This is a genomic window from Corynebacterium sp. (genome assembly GCF_030532965.1).
Classification (GTDB): Bacteria; Actinomycetota; Actinomycetes; order Mycobacteriales; family Mycobacteriaceae; genus Corynebacterium.
The window spans coordinates 1-16,203 of record NZ_JAUNKC010000031.1 but is presented as its reverse complement, the minus strand read 5'-3'; the positions used below and the strand labels follow the sequence as shown (position 1 = coordinate 16,203).

At 56.9% G+C, this 16,203-nt stretch carries 13 protein-coding genes; 9 read left to right on the top strand and 4 right to left on the bottom strand.

All coding sequences use genetic code 11. The annotated features are described in order from the left end of the window. Positions 1-2 precede the first annotated feature (2 nt). Positions 3-1,502, bottom strand: a complete 1,500-nt coding sequence (locus Q4D85_RS12145) for a CoA-acylating methylmalonate-semialdehyde dehydrogenase (protein WP_303200763.1) — start codon at positions 1,500-1,502, stop codon at positions 3-5. A gap of 350 nt (positions 1,503-1,852) precedes the next feature. Here Q4D85_RS12145 and Q4D85_RS12140 point away from each other — a divergent pair, with 350 nt between their 5' ends. Next, entirely contained in the window at positions 1,853-3,658 is a 1,806-nt protein-coding gene (locus Q4D85_RS12140; protein WP_303200762.1) for a PucR family transcriptional regulator, read from the top strand. 20 nt (positions 3,659-3,678) lie between these two features. Here the strand turns inward: Q4D85_RS12140 and Q4D85_RS12135 are convergent, their stop codons facing one another. Beyond that, complete coding sequence (locus Q4D85_RS12135; RefSeq protein ID WP_303200760.1) at positions 3,679-4,212, bottom strand: hypothetical protein; 534 nt, start codon at positions 4,210-4,212, stop codon at positions 3,679-3,681. Positions 4,213-4,227: 15 nt separating this feature from the next. Then, entirely contained in the window at positions 4,228-5,763 is a 1,536-nt protein-coding gene (locus tag Q4D85_RS12130; protein ID WP_303200756.1) for a sodium/proline symporter, read from the bottom strand. A 618-nt stretch (positions 5,764-6,381) separates the two neighbouring features. Between Q4D85_RS12130 and rplJ the strand changes: the two genes are divergently transcribed. From rplJ to Q4D85_RS12115, 3 genes are all read left to right on the top strand, one after another. After that, complete coding sequence (gene rplJ / locus Q4D85_RS12125; protein ID WP_303200754.1) at positions 6,382-6,897, top strand: 50S ribosomal protein L10; 516 nt, start codon at positions 6,382-6,384, stop codon at positions 6,895-6,897. 91 nt (positions 6,898-6,988) lie between these two features. Beyond that, positions 6,989-7,375: a 50S ribosomal protein L7/L12 gene (gene rplL, locus Q4D85_RS12120; protein WP_047261101.1), complete on the top strand. Its 387-nt coding sequence runs from the start codon at positions 6,989-6,991 to the stop codon at positions 7,373-7,375. Between the two features lie 213 nt (positions 7,376-7,588). Further along, positions 7,589-8,149: a hypothetical protein gene (locus Q4D85_RS12115; RefSeq protein WP_303200751.1), complete on the top strand. Its 561-nt coding sequence runs from the start codon at positions 7,589-7,591 to the stop codon at positions 8,147-8,149. A gap of 49 nt (positions 8,150-8,198) precedes the next feature. Here Q4D85_RS12115 and Q4D85_RS12110 read toward each other — a convergent pair whose 3' ends face one another. Next, positions 8,199-9,002, bottom strand: a complete 804-nt coding sequence (locus Q4D85_RS12110; protein ID WP_303200749.1) for a DUF1266 domain-containing protein — start codon at positions 9,000-9,002, stop codon at positions 8,199-8,201. A gap of 123 nt (positions 9,003-9,125) precedes the next feature. Between Q4D85_RS12110 and Q4D85_RS12105 the strand changes: the two genes are divergently transcribed. The 5 genes from Q4D85_RS12105 to Q4D85_RS12085 all read left to right on the top strand — a co-directional run. Beyond that, the gene (locus Q4D85_RS12105) at positions 9,126-9,668 is read left to right on the top strand and encodes a hypothetical protein (RefSeq protein ID WP_303200748.1); all 543 of its coding nucleotides are present in this window, start codon (positions 9,126-9,128) and stop codon (positions 9,666-9,668) included. Between the two features lie 4 nt (positions 9,669-9,672). Next, complete coding sequence (locus Q4D85_RS12100; RefSeq protein WP_303200746.1) at positions 9,673-10,641, top strand: hypothetical protein; 969 nt, start codon at positions 9,673-9,675, stop codon at positions 10,639-10,641. Positions 10,642-10,707: 66 nt separating this feature from the next. Continuing rightward, positions 10,708-11,859 carry a DUF3068 domain-containing protein gene (locus Q4D85_RS12095; RefSeq protein WP_303200743.1) on the top strand — a complete coding sequence of 384 codons (1,152 nt, stop codon included), beginning with the start codon at positions 10,708-10,710 and terminating at the stop codon, positions 11,857-11,859. A gap of 413 nt (positions 11,860-12,272) precedes the next feature. After that, positions 12,273-15,767, top strand: coding sequence for a DNA-directed RNA polymerase subunit beta (locus tag Q4D85_RS12090; protein WP_303200742.1), 3,495 nt, complete (start codon positions 12,273-12,275; stop codon positions 15,765-15,767). A gap of 114 nt (positions 15,768-15,881) precedes the next feature. Next, positions 15,882-16,203, top strand: a 322-nt coding sequence (locus Q4D85_RS12085; protein WP_303200741.1) for a hypothetical protein, incomplete at its 3' end; no start/stop codon positions are given.

Sequence of the window (16,203 nt, the reverse complement as noted above, 5' to 3'; positions counted from 1 at the left end):
GATTAATTGGTCGGGAACCCCAGATTAATCTGTGATTCGTCGGGCAGTGGCCATCGCGAGGTCACAACCTTGCGGCGGGTGTAGAAATTGAAAGACTCCGGGCCGTACATGTGTGTGTCGCCGAAGAGGGAGTTCTTCCAGCCGCCGAAGGAAAACGCCCCGATCGGTACCGGGATGGGAACATTGATACCCACCATGCCCACCTCGATGGCGAATTCAAATTCCCGGGCGGTGCGGCCATCGCGGGTGAAAATGGCGGTGCCATTGGCAAACTTATGTGCATTGATCATGTCAACCGCCTCGTCATAGCTGTCAACTCTCACGATACACAACACCGGGCCGAAGATTTCCTCGTCGTAGCAGGGCATTCCGGGCCGCACCCGGTCGATGATTGATGGGCCGATGAAATAGCCGTCGTCAGGCAGGTCACTAAAGTCCCACTCCCGCCCGTCGACGATGACCTCCGCGCCGTGCTGAGGCGCTTCGTCGATAAAGGAAGCGATCCGGTCCCGTGATTCCTTGGTTATCACTGGCCCCATTTCGGCGGCCGGGTCGTCGTAGCGCCCCACGGTGAGTTTCTTGGTGCGCTCGGCGATCTTTTCCACCAGTTCGTCCGCTATCGCGCCGACGGCAACCACCACCGAAATCGCCATGCACCGTTCCCCGGCGGAACCGTAACCGGCGGACACCGCCGCGTCCGCCGCGGCATCAATATCGGCGTCCGGCATCACCACCATGTGGTTTTTCGCGCCGCCCAAAGCTTGTACGCGTTTGCCATGCGCCGAGGCGGTGGAATAGATGGCGCTGGCCACCGGGGTGGAGCCGACAAAGCTGACGGCTTTGACGCGCGGGGAGCTAAGGATATGGTCGACGGCCTGCTTATCGCCGTGCACAACATTTAAAACGCCGTCGGGAAGTCCTGCTTCTTGAAACGCCTTTGCTATCCAATTGGCTGCCGAAGGGTCCTTTTCGCTGGGCTTTAGAATCACCGTATTGCCCGCAGCTATCGCGGTGGAAATCATCCACAACGGCACCATCGCCGGGAAATTAAACGGGGTTATGCAGGCGACCACGCCCACTGGCTGCCGGGTTTGGTGCACGTCGATCCCGGAAGCAGCCTGTTCAAGATGTTCGCCTTTCATGTGGTGGACCACACCGGCGCAGAATTCGACGTTTTCTAAACCCCGGGTGATTTCGCCAAGCGCATCGGATAGGACCTTCCCGTGTTCCTCCGAAATAACCTCGGCCAGTTCGGCGGAACGGGACACGATGATCTCCCGCAGATTGAACATCACCTGGGCGCGTTTCGCCATGCCGGTGGCGCGCCAACCCGGCAGGGCAGCTTCGGCCACATCTAGGGCGTGCTCGAGGGTTTCGGAATCGGCAAAGACGACGCGGCGAATTTCCGCACCGGTAGCGGGGTTGAAAACCGGGCCGGTTTCGGACGTGTCGCCTAAGCGGTTAGCGGTCTCGGTGCCGTTAATGAAATGTGGGACTATCATGCGGGGTGCTCCTCACGCGGGCGGATCGGACGCAACGGTAACGGTGTTGCGGTGGACACTATGTCAACCGGATCGGCGGGTTGCGTGGTATCGGCGGCCTGCCATCGCGATATCTTCGCTGGTTATCCGACAAGGGGCACTGTTTTTGTGTCGTGTCGACGGATGGTTCCTCGTGGCGCCTTCGTGCCGAGCAATCCCTAGAAAACCGGTTAGTTTCATGGTAAAAGCGAGGACAGCCGTGGGGATAGCCGCGAAATGTTTGCTTATTTGATATAAAAGAACACATTGTACAGTCCTAATGGGTGCTACGGTGAGGGGAGCGTCGTCAAGCACTACCGTTAGGGAGAAAAATGCCGCAATCGTCGTTTCCGCCACCCACGAACCACGATTCGGCACGGCACGATGGCCCGGCCGGACAGCCGGATAACCGGCGACCGGCACAGACCGTTGCCAACGACTGGGAATACGGCGCGTTTTTGACCATCCGCGACGTCCTGGAAACCCCCACGCTGTCGGGCGTGCGGGTGGAAGCGTTGTGCGCGCCCCGGGACCTCGACCGCCCAGTACGGTGGGTGCACGTCGCGGACGCGGTGCGAACCGGTGAATTACTCTCCGGCGGGGAGCTGCTGTTAACCACCGGAATAGCGTGGGGCGATACCGCGGCACAACGCACCGACATGATCGCCACTTTCGCGCACCATAACGCGGCCGCCCTCTTGGTCGAATTAGGTTCTCAGTGGCAGGAGGTTCCCGCAGACGTCGCCGCAGCTTGCCGCACATTCGATCTGCCGCTGATCGTGCTTTTCGACGAAGTAAAGTTCACCGAACTCACCGAAAACGTCCACACCCTGCTGCTGAATAACAAAATCACACAGGTCACCGAAATCCACGCCGTCACCAAATCCTTTAATTCCCTCATCATCAACGGCGCACCCACGATGCAAATACTCGACCACGCCAGCAGACTCCTAGGCTGCCCCGTGGTGCTAGAAGACCTATCCCACCAGGTAGTCGGGTACTCCGAAGGGCACATGACCCCCAGTATCCTGCTGGCGGATTGGAGCAACCAGTCCCGAAAATGGTCGAGCACAATCGGGACCTATGGCAGCCTCACCCAATGCGTCACCGTTGGCGCAGGTGGAGAAACGGGGGCGAAAGCGGTGGTCAAAGCTTTAACCGAGAAGGGAGTTGCCCACGGCTACGGCGCCAACCTGTGGACAATGATCGACATCCAAGCACGCGGAACGGTCTGGGGCCGCCTGTTCTACTTCGGTAGAAGCACCAGCGCCGCCGGTGGCGACCATATTCTCAGCCAAGCAGCCACCGCCCTAGCGATGGAACGGCTCGGCAGCACGAACCCCTATTCCTGGGTCGACCTCATCGAAAAAACCGCCATCGAACGGCTGGTCCACAATCGCTACACCAGCGTCGACGGGGTCAAAGAAGTCTTATCCGCCTCCGGGTTCCGTATGCATAATCGGGAAATGATGGCGCTGCGGATCGAACACAGCGGCAGATACGTGGAACCAACCACTTTCCGAAAACACATCAAAAAAGCATTCCCCGAGTCGGACTTTCTAGCCACCGCCATAGAGACCGATCCCCGCGTCGTCATCGCCGCCTTATCCGTCCCGATAGCTGAGAACAGCCCGTCTCTCGCGGCCACGATCAGCGGTAAGCTGCGCACCATCGCTGAGGCAATCGTCTCGGGAACCGACACCAAAATCCGAATAACCACCGCCGCTGCGGGCGCTGGCACCCTCGAACTATCAACCCTTATCCGGCAGCTATTCCAACAAGAACAACAACCCATGCCACGTGCGGCGATAACCGTGGTTCCGCTCTCCCGCACCCCCGTGGAATACTTACTCCTGCACCTGCGTGACGATGTTCGCATCCAAGAATACGTAGCCACCACCTTAGAACCGTTGTTAAATCACGACCACAAAAACTCCGGCGACCTACTCGACACCCTCCACGCGGTGATCTCCAACCCCACCTCCCGCACCGCCGCCGCCGAACAACTACACCTCTCCCGAACGGCACTCTACGCCCGCATCGCCACCATTGAACGACTACTCGGAATCGACCTGGCCGACGGCGACGCGGTCTTCGCCATCTCCCTAGCGTTGCGTAGCCTGCCACAGGGGGGCTAAAAAGCAGCGGCTACCAGCGGCTAACTGGGGCGCACCGAGGAATTGCCGGTGATCGCATCCACCAAAACATCATGAGTAGAAAACCGAATATGCCAATTAGGCTTCCACAGCGGCCAGATACACTCGGCTAGCTCCAAATCAAAGGTGGCCGCCAACTTCAACCGCCGCATCAGGCTGGCCGTCACGGCATGACGCGCTGTGTCGATCGCCGTGAGGATATCAACCCGAAACTCCAATTGCGAACAATCAACAGCACCGATAGGGGTGCCAGCCGCAGAGCTCAATGGCCACCGTGAGGTGATGATCGGCGTACCGGAACACCGATCCACCGTCACATACACCGCGTTGTCGGCGAACCGGCGCGCCGGGCCGGAAATGCTAGTGATCTGAAAGGCTAAACCAAGAAGCGGAAAGTAGCTTTTCGACGCCCCCACCAGCCGCCCCGAATCGGCGCGCGGCAGTGCGCGTTTAAGCGTTGCCGCCGCAGTATCGATTGCGGTTTGTTGCGTAATCAATGTCTCAAGGCACGCGGAGTTAAGCGGTGGGGTGTGCATCGGTTCTTCTTGGTTTTAGGCGGGCGGGAATTGATGGGCCAGCGTCGGGTCGGTGTCTTTGTCGAGCTTATAAGAAGCCGGAGTGACTTTGGCCGCGTCATCAATGGCGGCACGGATTTCCTCCGACACCGGGTGCGTGGCTTGGGTAGCTAGGGAGCCAATGACCATCGCCAGGGTAGAAGCGGTCAAACCAACCAGTAGTGGATCCAGCCCGGTGCTGTCGCTCAGTCCAGCTTGCTGCCAGAAAATTACTACAACCGTTCCGGCCAGGATCGACGCGATAGCGCCGACGGCATTAGCTTTCTTCCACCACACGGCACAGACATAGGCAGGAACGAACGCACTGCCGAGAATCGAGGTGGCGAACACCACCAGGCCGAACACCGCAGGTGGTTGCCAGAATGCCAGAACGATTCCACCCGAGGACAGAAGGAGAACGGCACCCCTCGAAATCCACACCATCTGCCGCTCGTTCATGTCCTTGATGATGAATCGCCCGAAGATGTCCTTGGCGGCGATGGTGGAGGCCTGTAGTAACAGGGCATCGGCGGTGGACATGATGGCTGCCATAACGGCCGCCATGACGATACCGACCGCGAAGGTGGGCAGGACGGTTTTGGCAACCTCGAAGATTGCTTGTTGCGGGTCGTCCAAACTCGGCAGAATAAGCAGGGCGAAAATGCCGATGATATACGGGGCTGGGATAAACAGCAGGTTAAAAATGGTGGCATATACGCCAGCGGTGCGGGCGACCGACGGTTTCTTCATCGCCATGTGGCTGACCACCACGTGCGGCCATCCCATGTATCCGATGGAGAATAACAATAACGCCCCGATTATCACGCCCCATTGTCCCTGGAAGCTAAGATCGGCACCCCACATGGTTAGCAGGTTCGGATTGATCTCACCGACAGCCTCATTGCCAGCGGTAAAGCCGCCGATGTATTGCAAGGTGGCGATGAAAATCCACAGCATGCCAATCAGCATGATGATGGCCTGGATGAAGTCGGTGTATGCAACCGCCAAGTACCCGCCGAGGAAGGTGTATAAGACGATGACGCCGACGGCTATCAAAAGCGACACTTTGAAGCCGAAACCGGTGACCGACGCGAGCCCAGAACCACCCGCCACAAATTGCGAAAGAACATAAAGGAATAGGCATCCCAATGCCACCGGCGCGGCGATCAGCCGAACCCATTTGCTTTGGTACCGGTGCTCCAAATATTCAATGGAGGTCAGCGAACCGAGCTTCTGCGACAGTTTGCGCATCCTTCTGCCTAGAACGCTTAAGTTGATAATGCCGCCGCCGATATCGCCGAGGGCGTACCACATGCTGTAGTAGCCCTGGGTGTAGGCCAAGGAACCCGCGCCTAGGAACATGTAGCCAGACATGGAAGACGATTGCAGGCGCAGGGCGGTAACCGCGGGGCCGATGGATCGGTCGCCCAATAGGTAGCTCTCGGAGTCGTTGGAGGAACGCTTCATCGTCCAGATGCCAATGCCCGCCATCGCGATGAAATAAATGATGAGGAAGAACAGTGCGATATTCATGGTGATCACTGCCCCTCGGTCTCGTCAGCTAAATGCCAATTTTTACTGACGATCCAGAACACGAGCGTGTATAGCACCCACACGAGGCAGACACCCACTATGACGACGAATGTAAAATCGGGAAGTCCGAACATAACTGCTGTAAACCCCTTTCTCATATCGAGTTGTGTGATTAATGTCATGCATTACATTCACTCAATCAGGCAAAAGTGGTTATGGAAAGTAAAAAATGTTCGCTCAGCGGACAAAAATGTACATAGTGTCCGTGCAGCTCGGATGCGGAAATGCGAAGTCGTCACCTAATTACTATACGAATCCCCCAGTTTCGGACGAGCGGCGTCGATTTGGCGGAACGAGCAGTAGCTGATAGTGTTCATCGCGAAGTTTGAAAAATTGAGGCGCTTAGCCGCCACATTTACTCAAGTTTCACCGAAGACCGTCGGTCAGCCACATATGGCTCGAAGGTTTCCATGAAAGTGGAACGGCCCACGCAGGAGTCACTTTAGAGTTCATCCTCCATTTGTGAGTGTTGTGCCCTGTGCTCTTGCACGGGGCTTTTGTCATGAAAGCCTCGGCGGATTAAACCTTATAACTGTTAATGAGGAAGGAGGCGAAGTAATGGCAAACCCGAAGAACAGCGCATCTCTTGCAGACCTGAAACAGCGTTTTGCAGAGACCGACGCATTCGTGCTCACCGAGTACCGTGGCCTAAGCGTTGCTCAGACCACCGAACTGCGTAAGTCCCTCGGTGCTGATGTCCAGTACTCCGTCGCCAAGAACACCCTGCTGAAGCTGGCTGCTAAAGAAGCTGGCATCGAAGGCCTCGACGAGCTGCTTGTCGGCCCAACCGCTGTCGCTTTCATCCAAGGCGAAGCTGTTGACGCTGCGAAGGCTATGAAGAAGTTCGCTTCTGAAAACAAGGCTTTCATCGTCAAGGGTGGCTACATGGACGGCAACGCCCTGAGCGCAGATCAGGTCAACGCCATCGCCGAGCTGGACAACCGCGAGACCACTCTTGCGAAGCTGGCAGGCGCCATGAAGGGCAACTTGGCAAAGGCCGCAGGCCTATTCAACGCTCCTGCTTCCCAGGTCGCACGCCTTGCCGCTGCGCTCCAAGAGAAGAAGGAAGCATAAAGGCCGCAACCGCTGCAGCCTTTGGCAATAAAACACAACACTTGTTCGGATCTGGGTTCGCCCAGGTCCACATACCGAAAGGAAAACCATCATGGCTAAGCTCACCAAGGACGAGCTAATCGAAGCTTTCAAGGAGATGACCCTCATCGAGCTTTCCGAGTTCGTTAAGGAATTCGAAGAGGTCTTCGAGGTTACCGCTGCTGCTCCAGTTGCTGCTGTTGCAGTTGCTGGTGGCGGTGCTGCTGCTCCAGCTGAGGAAGAGAAGGACGAGTTCGACGTCGTCATCGAGGACGCTGGCGCTAAGAAGATCGGCGTTATTAAGGCTGTCCGCGAGATCGTTTCCGGCCTGGGTCTGAAGGAAGCTAAGGAGCTCGTTGAGTCCGCTCCTAAGGCTGTTCTGGAAGGCGCTTCCAAGGACGACGCTGAGGCTGCTAAGGCTAAGCTGGAAGAAGCTGGCGCTAAGGTTACCCTCAAGTAAGACCTTCTTACGCGAAGTTTCCTATCCCCACCGAAGTACATACGCACTTCGGTGGGGATTTTTTATGCTTAAGTTTTGCTACCAGCACGCCTTCGATTGCATCGCGGCCCGCAATGTGCGCAATTTCTATGCGCGAACTCGCCATTTATCGGGCGTAATGCCGGTACAGTGGTTAGGGATAGGGAGATGGAATTGAATGGAGGATAACTTCATATGGGGTGGCAATTACAACCACGGATGAGCAAAAATTCCTTCGTTCTTGCCGGGATGATTGCAACACTATTTGTCCTATTGCTGTTAGCCATCATCGGGGCAGGTATCGTCGGGTCGACGCTATTGGGGCGGGGTGGGGCAGCGACAGCCAGCTCCGCTGCAGCGTCGACAAGCGCCGACGAGGTTGCTGCTAGTGAGACCGCCGAGTCGAGCGCGGAAACGACCAGCCAGGAACCAACGTCATCGTCAGCCGCGCCAACGTCCGAACCGAAACCGTTGATAGATTTCCCACCAGAAGACGCCAGGTACGTTGCCGACACCAGCGACGGGAAATATGAGGTCTATTCCGGAAACGCCACCACCAGCGATGAATTCGTCACCAATGTCGGGGCGGCGTTGATCGAGGCCAAGCCGGATCCGAAAGAAGAATCCGTGAAACTCACCGTCTTTAGCCCGGTTACGCGACAAACCTACACCATGACCTGCCAGAAAATGGCGGAGGAAGGCTACGACTGCCGGGGTGGTCGCGCCGCCATCGTGTACGCGGTGCGCAGCCGTTAATCGCTTGTCGACGCCCGGGCCTGCGTCGACAAGCATAAAACCGTAGACGTTACGGCCGCAACGGCACCCGTACCCACGGCGAATCCGGCGCAACCAGCAACCGGGTTAGACAATCGTTGTGGATCAAGTGCTGTTCGGCATCGAAAGGCTCATCCGACAGCCACATCGCCCGCCCCCACCAATAACTCAACGCAACCTGATGCCAGGTGGCAAAGGTGCGCTGTAATTCCCGCACCGCCCGGTGCGCATATTCCGCGCCTAATTCAGGGGCGATCAGCCCCGCCCGCACACCATTGCCCGCAACCGCCTCAACCCGCAGAAGGTCCCAAGCACGCAGCGTCGATGGGATTTCCTTGGGTGCAATCTTTTGAAACTCTGGGTGAATAAACCGCTCGATCCAAATCTGAAATGCCTTTGCTGCCTGATCCGGATCGTAATGGTTATAATACATTAACCCGCGTAAAAACATGGTGTATTCGTCCACCATGCGGTGGAAATCCAAGGGATTGGCGGCGTTTTGTTTAACGCTGAGCAGACGTTCCGAAGGCGCAATGATCGCATCGAACATGGGGTAACCAAAGGCGTTGGAAAGCAAGTTCTCACAGGTGGTGCGCACCTGTTCCTCGTTCTCCACGTTCCACATTTCTTTGAGGCCGTTAGCCAACTCGCCCCGAATCAACCCGCCTTGCTTCTTGGCGGGGGCATCCACAGCCGGCCGGATCGGAAAAACGTCACGATACATATAAGCATAGGAACCCGCGCGAACCATATCGGGATCGGGATTCTTCGACGACCACTTGAAGCTCGATGATTTATTGGTAGTAAAAGGCAATACCGTGACAGTAGCGTGCATGCTTATTAACCATACACAGATCAAACACCAAGGTGGGCGAAGTTTTTAGAAAAAATGAAAATCTCGGAAAATATTCTGCAATCTCCTCAAGCATCAATGCTGATAATGCTATCTTCTTAATCTATGGAACAACTCTTCTCCGATATGTCGGTGCAGATGGCTTATGAACGAGCCGGTGCGGATAAAACCACCTACCCCGAAACCGCGCTCCACGTTGCGCGCGATATTGAATCCGTCCTGCAACCGGGAGAATTTGTATTGGAACTAGCCGACACCACCTCACCCGGGTTCCATTCCTTGGTGGGAGTGACCAACCGGCGCATTCTGCTCGGTACCGGACCGGGTCAATTGCAAGAAATCAACGTCGACATGATTACCGGCTGGGATCTCGTCGAAGCTCCCGACTTAACCCTGGTACTGAAAGTCTTCGACGCCGAGATTTCCATCTTCGGGTTGGGGGTGCGGGGGGTCAAACGGCTCCACCACGCGCTTAGTTGGCTTGCGCTCTATCAATTAGAACCACCAGAATCCTGGCGACCGGAACGCACCGTCTCCGACATTTTTGAAGACTGGCTCGCCGTGCATCGGGAACTTCCGGAGGACCCCACTGCGGAAGAAATGCATGATCGATTGTCCGGAATCTTGGTAAATAAGAAGTGGTGGTAATGACATGACCTACGATCCGCAATACTTCGGCCCCGATCGCAACCTGCCACCGCGGGAACAACTATCCTCCTACAACCCGGTACCTGAAGATCACCGCGGCCCCGACGATCTTCCGATACCACCAGCGCGCTCGGGGCAACCAGCTATGGCTGGGGCACCGAACTCGCAAGCCGGACCAGGCCACATGGGTGGCGGCCAACAGCCTGGTGTTCAGCAGCCGGGTGGACAGCAACCCCCGGGACACTTTGGCGGACACTACGCCGGTGGGCAGCAAACCCCGCACCAATTCGCCGGTGCCGCGCCTGGTTCCGGGGCGGTGGCGTCCACCGAACCAGTGATTAAGCTCAAGGCATGGCAGCAGATTCTGCTGGCAATCGTGCTGATCACTGTCATCTCGGTTATCACGTATTTCATCGCAGACTCGGATTCTGAATCCACGAAAGCCGCGTCGAAAGCGTCGATTGAAGTGCCGACGGTGGCGGTGCCGTCGATAAGCGTCGAAGCACCTACCTTCCCGAACATACCCAGCCCCGATGTCGATCCCGCATCACCTGTGGCCGACGGCAAAATAATTCCAATTCCGGAAAAATGGGCCGACAAAGTCCCGTCGTTTACTGATAAAGAAATGCCGGTGTGCCTGTTCACGGAGGAACTTAAATACTCACTGGAAGTGTCCGTTAAAGACAAAATCGCATGTTCGGTTGTGCCGACCAAATACGGGCTGACAGTTTTCCACCTGGTGGAAGGCAAAGAAGCCGTGGCGGAAGTACGCCAAGCAGCGGAAACGAAACCACAAGCTGACCTTGGGGTGACGATAAAACCAGGCAATAATATAAAAATCCTCGAAATGCCGCAGCTATTTTACGTAGTACATGAAATCAGTGAGGAAGAAATGATCGTCTATTCCTTCCTTAACCTCGGCGGCGAGATAGATATACCAGGATTTTTAAGGAGCGAAGGCTTCGCCGAATAGTCCCCGTAACCGCGGTGTCTTCCTTTGCGCCGGTTGCGGCAGACAAAGCGGTTAGAATTGGTTGTCATGCTGCCTAAGACCCGAATTGCATCCGCCATAATCATTGGCCTTGGCTTCGCCTTGATCGCGTGGGGCGTGGTATATCCATATGTTGTTCCCAACGACGCCCGGATGCCGCTTGCGCTCACTCAAACCACGGTGACCTTGGTCGATGACACCGCGACCCAACGGATGCCCGGCGACGGCAGCACCTATACCGGACCGATGACGAAGCAATACCATGTGGAGATCCTGCCGCCGGTAGATTCGGATTTAGCAACCGCCCGGGTGGGGGTGTCGCTACTACGCGGCGCGCCGGGTATTCAAGTGCCGGAGGAACAATCCGACATAGACCGGTTGGTGGAAGCCTCGGTGTGGACCTATAGCTTTGCCCGCACCACGGGTCTTAATACGTCGCCGTTGAAATTTATCGACGTCCCTGCAACCCCGCCGCAAACCGTAGAGTTCTCCGGCTATTGGGTGAAATTCCCCAGCAACGCGGAGCAAACCACCTACGAAGTATTCGACTCCACCCTGCGACGTACCACACCTGCGGTTTTCCAGGAAGCGATTCAGCGCGACGGGCGCACCATTTACCGCTATCACCAGGAAATTGAGCCTACGAACGTGGCGCAGAACTACCGGAATTTCTTTACCACGATCCCCATCGAAATCCCGGCGGAATTCGTCGGCCCACACCAAGAGGAAATCCAGCCCGGTGAGGAACTCGCCCCGGATAGCCTGCAGCCGCCTGCCGACGAAGCGACACCCGACGCGCCGGAGGGGGAGAACCCGCCCGAAGAAGGTGCAGCGCCACCTGGTGAACCGGAGCTGAAAACGGTGGCGGCGGATCTGTACCATTCTGGAACCCGCGATTTTTATGTGGACCAGATCAGCGGCATGGTGGTTGATGTTGACGAAGACATCATCGATTATTACGGCGATGAGCAGGGCGGCAAGCTTGCCGACGCCCACCTGTTTTCCGGTTCCGTGTCCGATGAACAGTCCGCGGCGCTTCTGGAGCAGGCATCGCACATTTCGGACGGGAGTGTCGTCCGCGCCATTAACTGGGCGGTGCTTGGGGTTGGGGGATTATTAACCCTGATCGGATTGGCCGGGGCGTTCCGGATTCGCAGGCGGCACCGCAAAGTCAATGAAATTCAAGAAATGATGGAATAGTTTTTAAGCGATTGAACTGCGAATTTTCCGCACAAGGCCGTTGCGTGAGTTGCTAAATGGGAAGATGCTGCTATGGTGTTTGCCAAGTGGGTGACCACCTTGTTCTAACTTCATACGGCCACATCATCGGTGTGGAGAATCTGGCGGGCCAACCAAGCGAGCCGGAGCTTTAACACACCGTCAGGTAAATGCGCAACACCGGCCTTTACATTCGCGTTGAAAGACTATAAGATAGCTCTTTGCGCTGGAATCCCTCCGCACCACAAAATCACGACCTTGCTCAGTGACGGGTAAAAACCCGGTTTGACAAGGTTTTTTAGTGCTATGTGGGTACGGATGATTCCCTTGCAGACCGAAATGCTCATTTACCAGCGGTTTGGTGGTCAATATTGCGGGGCCACCATCCGCGCGAGGTGCTGGAAGGACCCATCTTGGCAGTCTCCCGCCAGACCAAGGCCGTTATCCCTGGGGCTCCCGAACGTAAGTCGTTCGCAAAGATTAATTCACCCATCGAGGTCCCAGGTCTACTTGATATTCAGCTGGAATCTTTCGCTTGGCTGATTGGTTCGCCGGAATGGCGTGCTCGTCGGCAAGCGGAATTGGGTGAGGGCGTGCGCGTCACGTCCGGTCTCGAGGACATCCTCGAAGAACTAAGCCCAATTCAGGACTACTCCGGCAACATGTCCCTGTCGTTGTCCGAACCACGGTTCGAGGAGATGAAGAACTCCATCGACGAGTGCAAGGACAAGGACATCAACTACTCTGCGCCGCTGTACGTGACCGCTGAGTTCATCAACAACGATACCCAGGAGATTAAATCCCAGACGGTATTCATTGGCGATTTCCCAATGATGACCGACAAGGGAACGTTCATCGTTAACGGCACCGAGCGTGTCGTCGTCTCCCAGCTGGTTCGTTCGCCTGGCGTGTATTTCGACCAGACGATTGATAAATCCACCGAACGCCCCCTGCATTCCGTGAAGGTTATTCCGTCGCGTGGTGCGTGGTTGGAATTCGACGTGGACAAGCGCGACACCGTCGGTGTCCGTATCGACCGCAAACGTCGTCAGCCAGTGACCGTCTTGCTGAAGGCATTGGGCTGGACCACCGACCAGATCGTCGAACGTTTCGGTTTCTCCGAAATCATGATGTCCACTCTGGAATCTGATGGCGTTTCCAACACCGACGAAGCGTTGTTGGAAATCTACCGCAAGCAGCGGCCAGGCGAGCAGCCAACCCGTGACCTTGCGCAGTCTTTGCTGGATAACTCCTTCTTCAAGGCGAAGCGCTACGACCTGGCTAAGGTGGGTCGCTACAAGATCAACCGCAAATTGGGTCTGGGCGGAGACAACGAGGGTTTGATGACCCTCACCGACGAGGACATCGCGACCACCATCGAGTACTTGGTGCGTCTGCATGCAGGTGAAACCTCCATGACCGCCCCAACCGGCGAGGTTATCCCGGTGGAAACCGACGATATCGACCACTTCGGTAACCGCCGGTTGCGTACCGTTGGCGAATTGATCCAGAACCAGGTGCGGGTTGGTCTGTCCCGTATGGAGCGGGTGGTTCGGGAACGCATGACCATTCAGGATGCGGAATCGATCACCCCAACCTCCCTGATCAACGTGCGCCCAGTCTCGGCTGCTATCCGCGAGTTCTTCGGAACCTCCCAGCTGTCGCAGTTCATGGATTTGAACAACTCGCTTTCCGGTCTGACCCACAAGCGTCGTCTCTCCGCGCTGGGTCCGGGTGGTCTGTCCCGTGAACGCGCCGGCATTGAGGTCCGTGACGTCCACGCCTCCCACTACGGCCGCATGTGCCCGATTGAGACCCCCGAAGGTCCGAACATCGGTCTGATCGGTTCGCTCGCATCCTATGCGCGGGTGAACTCCTTCGGCTTCATCGAAACCCCCTACCGCAAGGTCGTCGACGGTGTCGTCACCGACCAGGTGGATTACCTCACCGCAGATGAGGAAGACCGCTATGTGGTTGCTCAGGCGAATACCAAGTTCGACGAGAACGGTGTTATCACCGAAGATCGGGTGACGGTACGTCTGAAGAAGGGTGACATCCAGGTTGTGTCCGGTAAGGACATCGACTACATGGACGTTTCGCCACGTCAGATGGTGTCTGTTGCTACCGCAATGATTCCGTTCCTTGAGCACGACGACGCTAACCGTGCGTTGATGGGCGCGAACATGCAGCGTCAGGCTGTGCCGCTGGTTCGTTCCGAAGCGCCACTGGTGGGTACCGGTATGGAGCTGCGCGCCGCTTACGACGCTGGTGACTTGATCATCAGCAAGAAGGCCGGCGCCGTGGAAACCGTCTGCGCTGATTACATCACCGTCATGGGCGACGACGGCGTTCGTGACACCTACATGCTGCGTAAGTTCGAGCGCACCAACCAAGGCACCTCCTACAACCAGAAGCCACTGGTCGACATTGGCGACCGGGTGGAAGAAGGCCAGGTTATCGCCGACGGTCCGGGTACCCACAACGGTGAAATGGCGTTGGGCCGCAACCTCTTGGTTGCGTTCATGCCGTGGGAAGGCCACAACTACGAGGACGCGATCATTCTGAACCAGCGTCTGGTGGAACAGGATATTCTCACCTCGATCCACATCGAGGAGCACGAGATCGATGCCCGCGACACCAAGCTGGGTGCGGAAGAAATCACCCGCGAAATCCCGAACGTGTCGGAAGACGTGCTTAAGGATCTCGACGAGCGCGGTATCGTCCGCATCGGTGCCGACGTCCGTGACGGCGACATCCTGGTGGGTAAGGTCACGCCTAAGGGTGAAACCGAGCTGACCCCAGAAGAGCGTCTACTGCGCGCCATCTTCGGTGAGAAGGCTCGCGAAGTCCGCGATACCTCCATGAAGGTGCCGCACGGTGAAACCGGTAAGGTCATCGGCGTTCGTCAGTTCTCCCGCGAGGACGACGACGATCTCGCCCCAGGCGTGAACGAAATGATCCGGGTTTATGTTGCCCAGAAGCGTAAGATCCAGGACGGCGATAAGCTCGCTGGTCGCCACGGCAACAAGGGTGTCGTGGGTAAGATTCTGCCGCAGGAAGACATGCCGTTCCTGCCGGATGGCACCCCGGTTGACATCATCTTGAACACCCACGGTGTGCCGCGTCGTATGAACATCGGCCAGGTGCTGGAAGTTCACCTTGGTTGGTTGGCTGCCGCAGGTTGGAAGATCGACACCGAAGATCCAGCAAATGCAGAGCTGCTTAAGACGCTGCCTGAGGATCTCTACGACGTTCCTGCTGGTTCGCTCACCGCAACGCCAGTGTTCGACGGTGCTTCCAATGAGGAATTGGCTGGCCTGCTGGCTAATTCCCGGCCGAACCGCGACGGCGACGTCATGGTCAATGCCGACGGTAAAGCACAGCTTTTCGACGGCCGCTCCGGCGAACCGTTCCCGTACCCAGTATCGGTCGGCTACATGTACATCCTGAAGCTGCACCACCTGGTAGACGAGAAGATTCACGCTCGTTCCACCGGCCCGTACTCCATGATTACCCAGCAGCCGCTGGGTGGTAAGGCACAGTTCGGTGGCCAGCGCTTCGGCGAAATGGAAGTGTGGGCTATGCAGGCCTACGGTGCCGCATACACCCTCCAGGAGCTTCTGACCATCAAGTCCGACGACGTGGTTGGTCGTGTGAAGGTTTACGAGGCGATCGTCAAGGGCGAGAACATCCCAGACCCAGGTATCCCTGAGTCCTTCAAGGTTCTGCTCAAGGAACTTCAGTCCCTGTGCCTGAACGTCGAGGTTCTCTCGGCGGACGGCACCCCAATGGAACTGTCCGGTTCCGATGACGATGAATTCGACCAGGCTGGTGCCTCCATGGGCATTAACTTAAGCCGCGACGAGCGTTCCGACGCCGACATCGCCTAACGTGCCAGGTCTGCTCGCTGCCGAATCGCTCGGCAGCGTGGTAGGCGGAAACGTAAATCAGTAAAGAATTACTACGATCCCCCTTAACATCTTGTGGGGGTGAAAGGGAGTTACGTGCTCGACGTCAACTTCTTCGAAGAGCTCCGCATCGGCCTGGCCACTGCCGACGACATCCGCCGTTGGTCCAAGGGTGAGGTCAAGAAGCCGGAGACCATCAACTACCGTACCCTCAAGCCCGAGAAGGACGGTCTATTCTGTGAGCGTATTTTCGGTCCAACCCGCGACTGGGAATGTGCCTGCGGTAAGTACAAGCGCGTCCGCTACAAGGGCATCATCTGTGAACGCTGCGGCGTTGAGGTGACCAAGTCCAAGGTGCGTCGTGAGCGCATGGGCCACATTGAGCTGGCCGCGCCGGTGACCCACATCTGGTACTTCA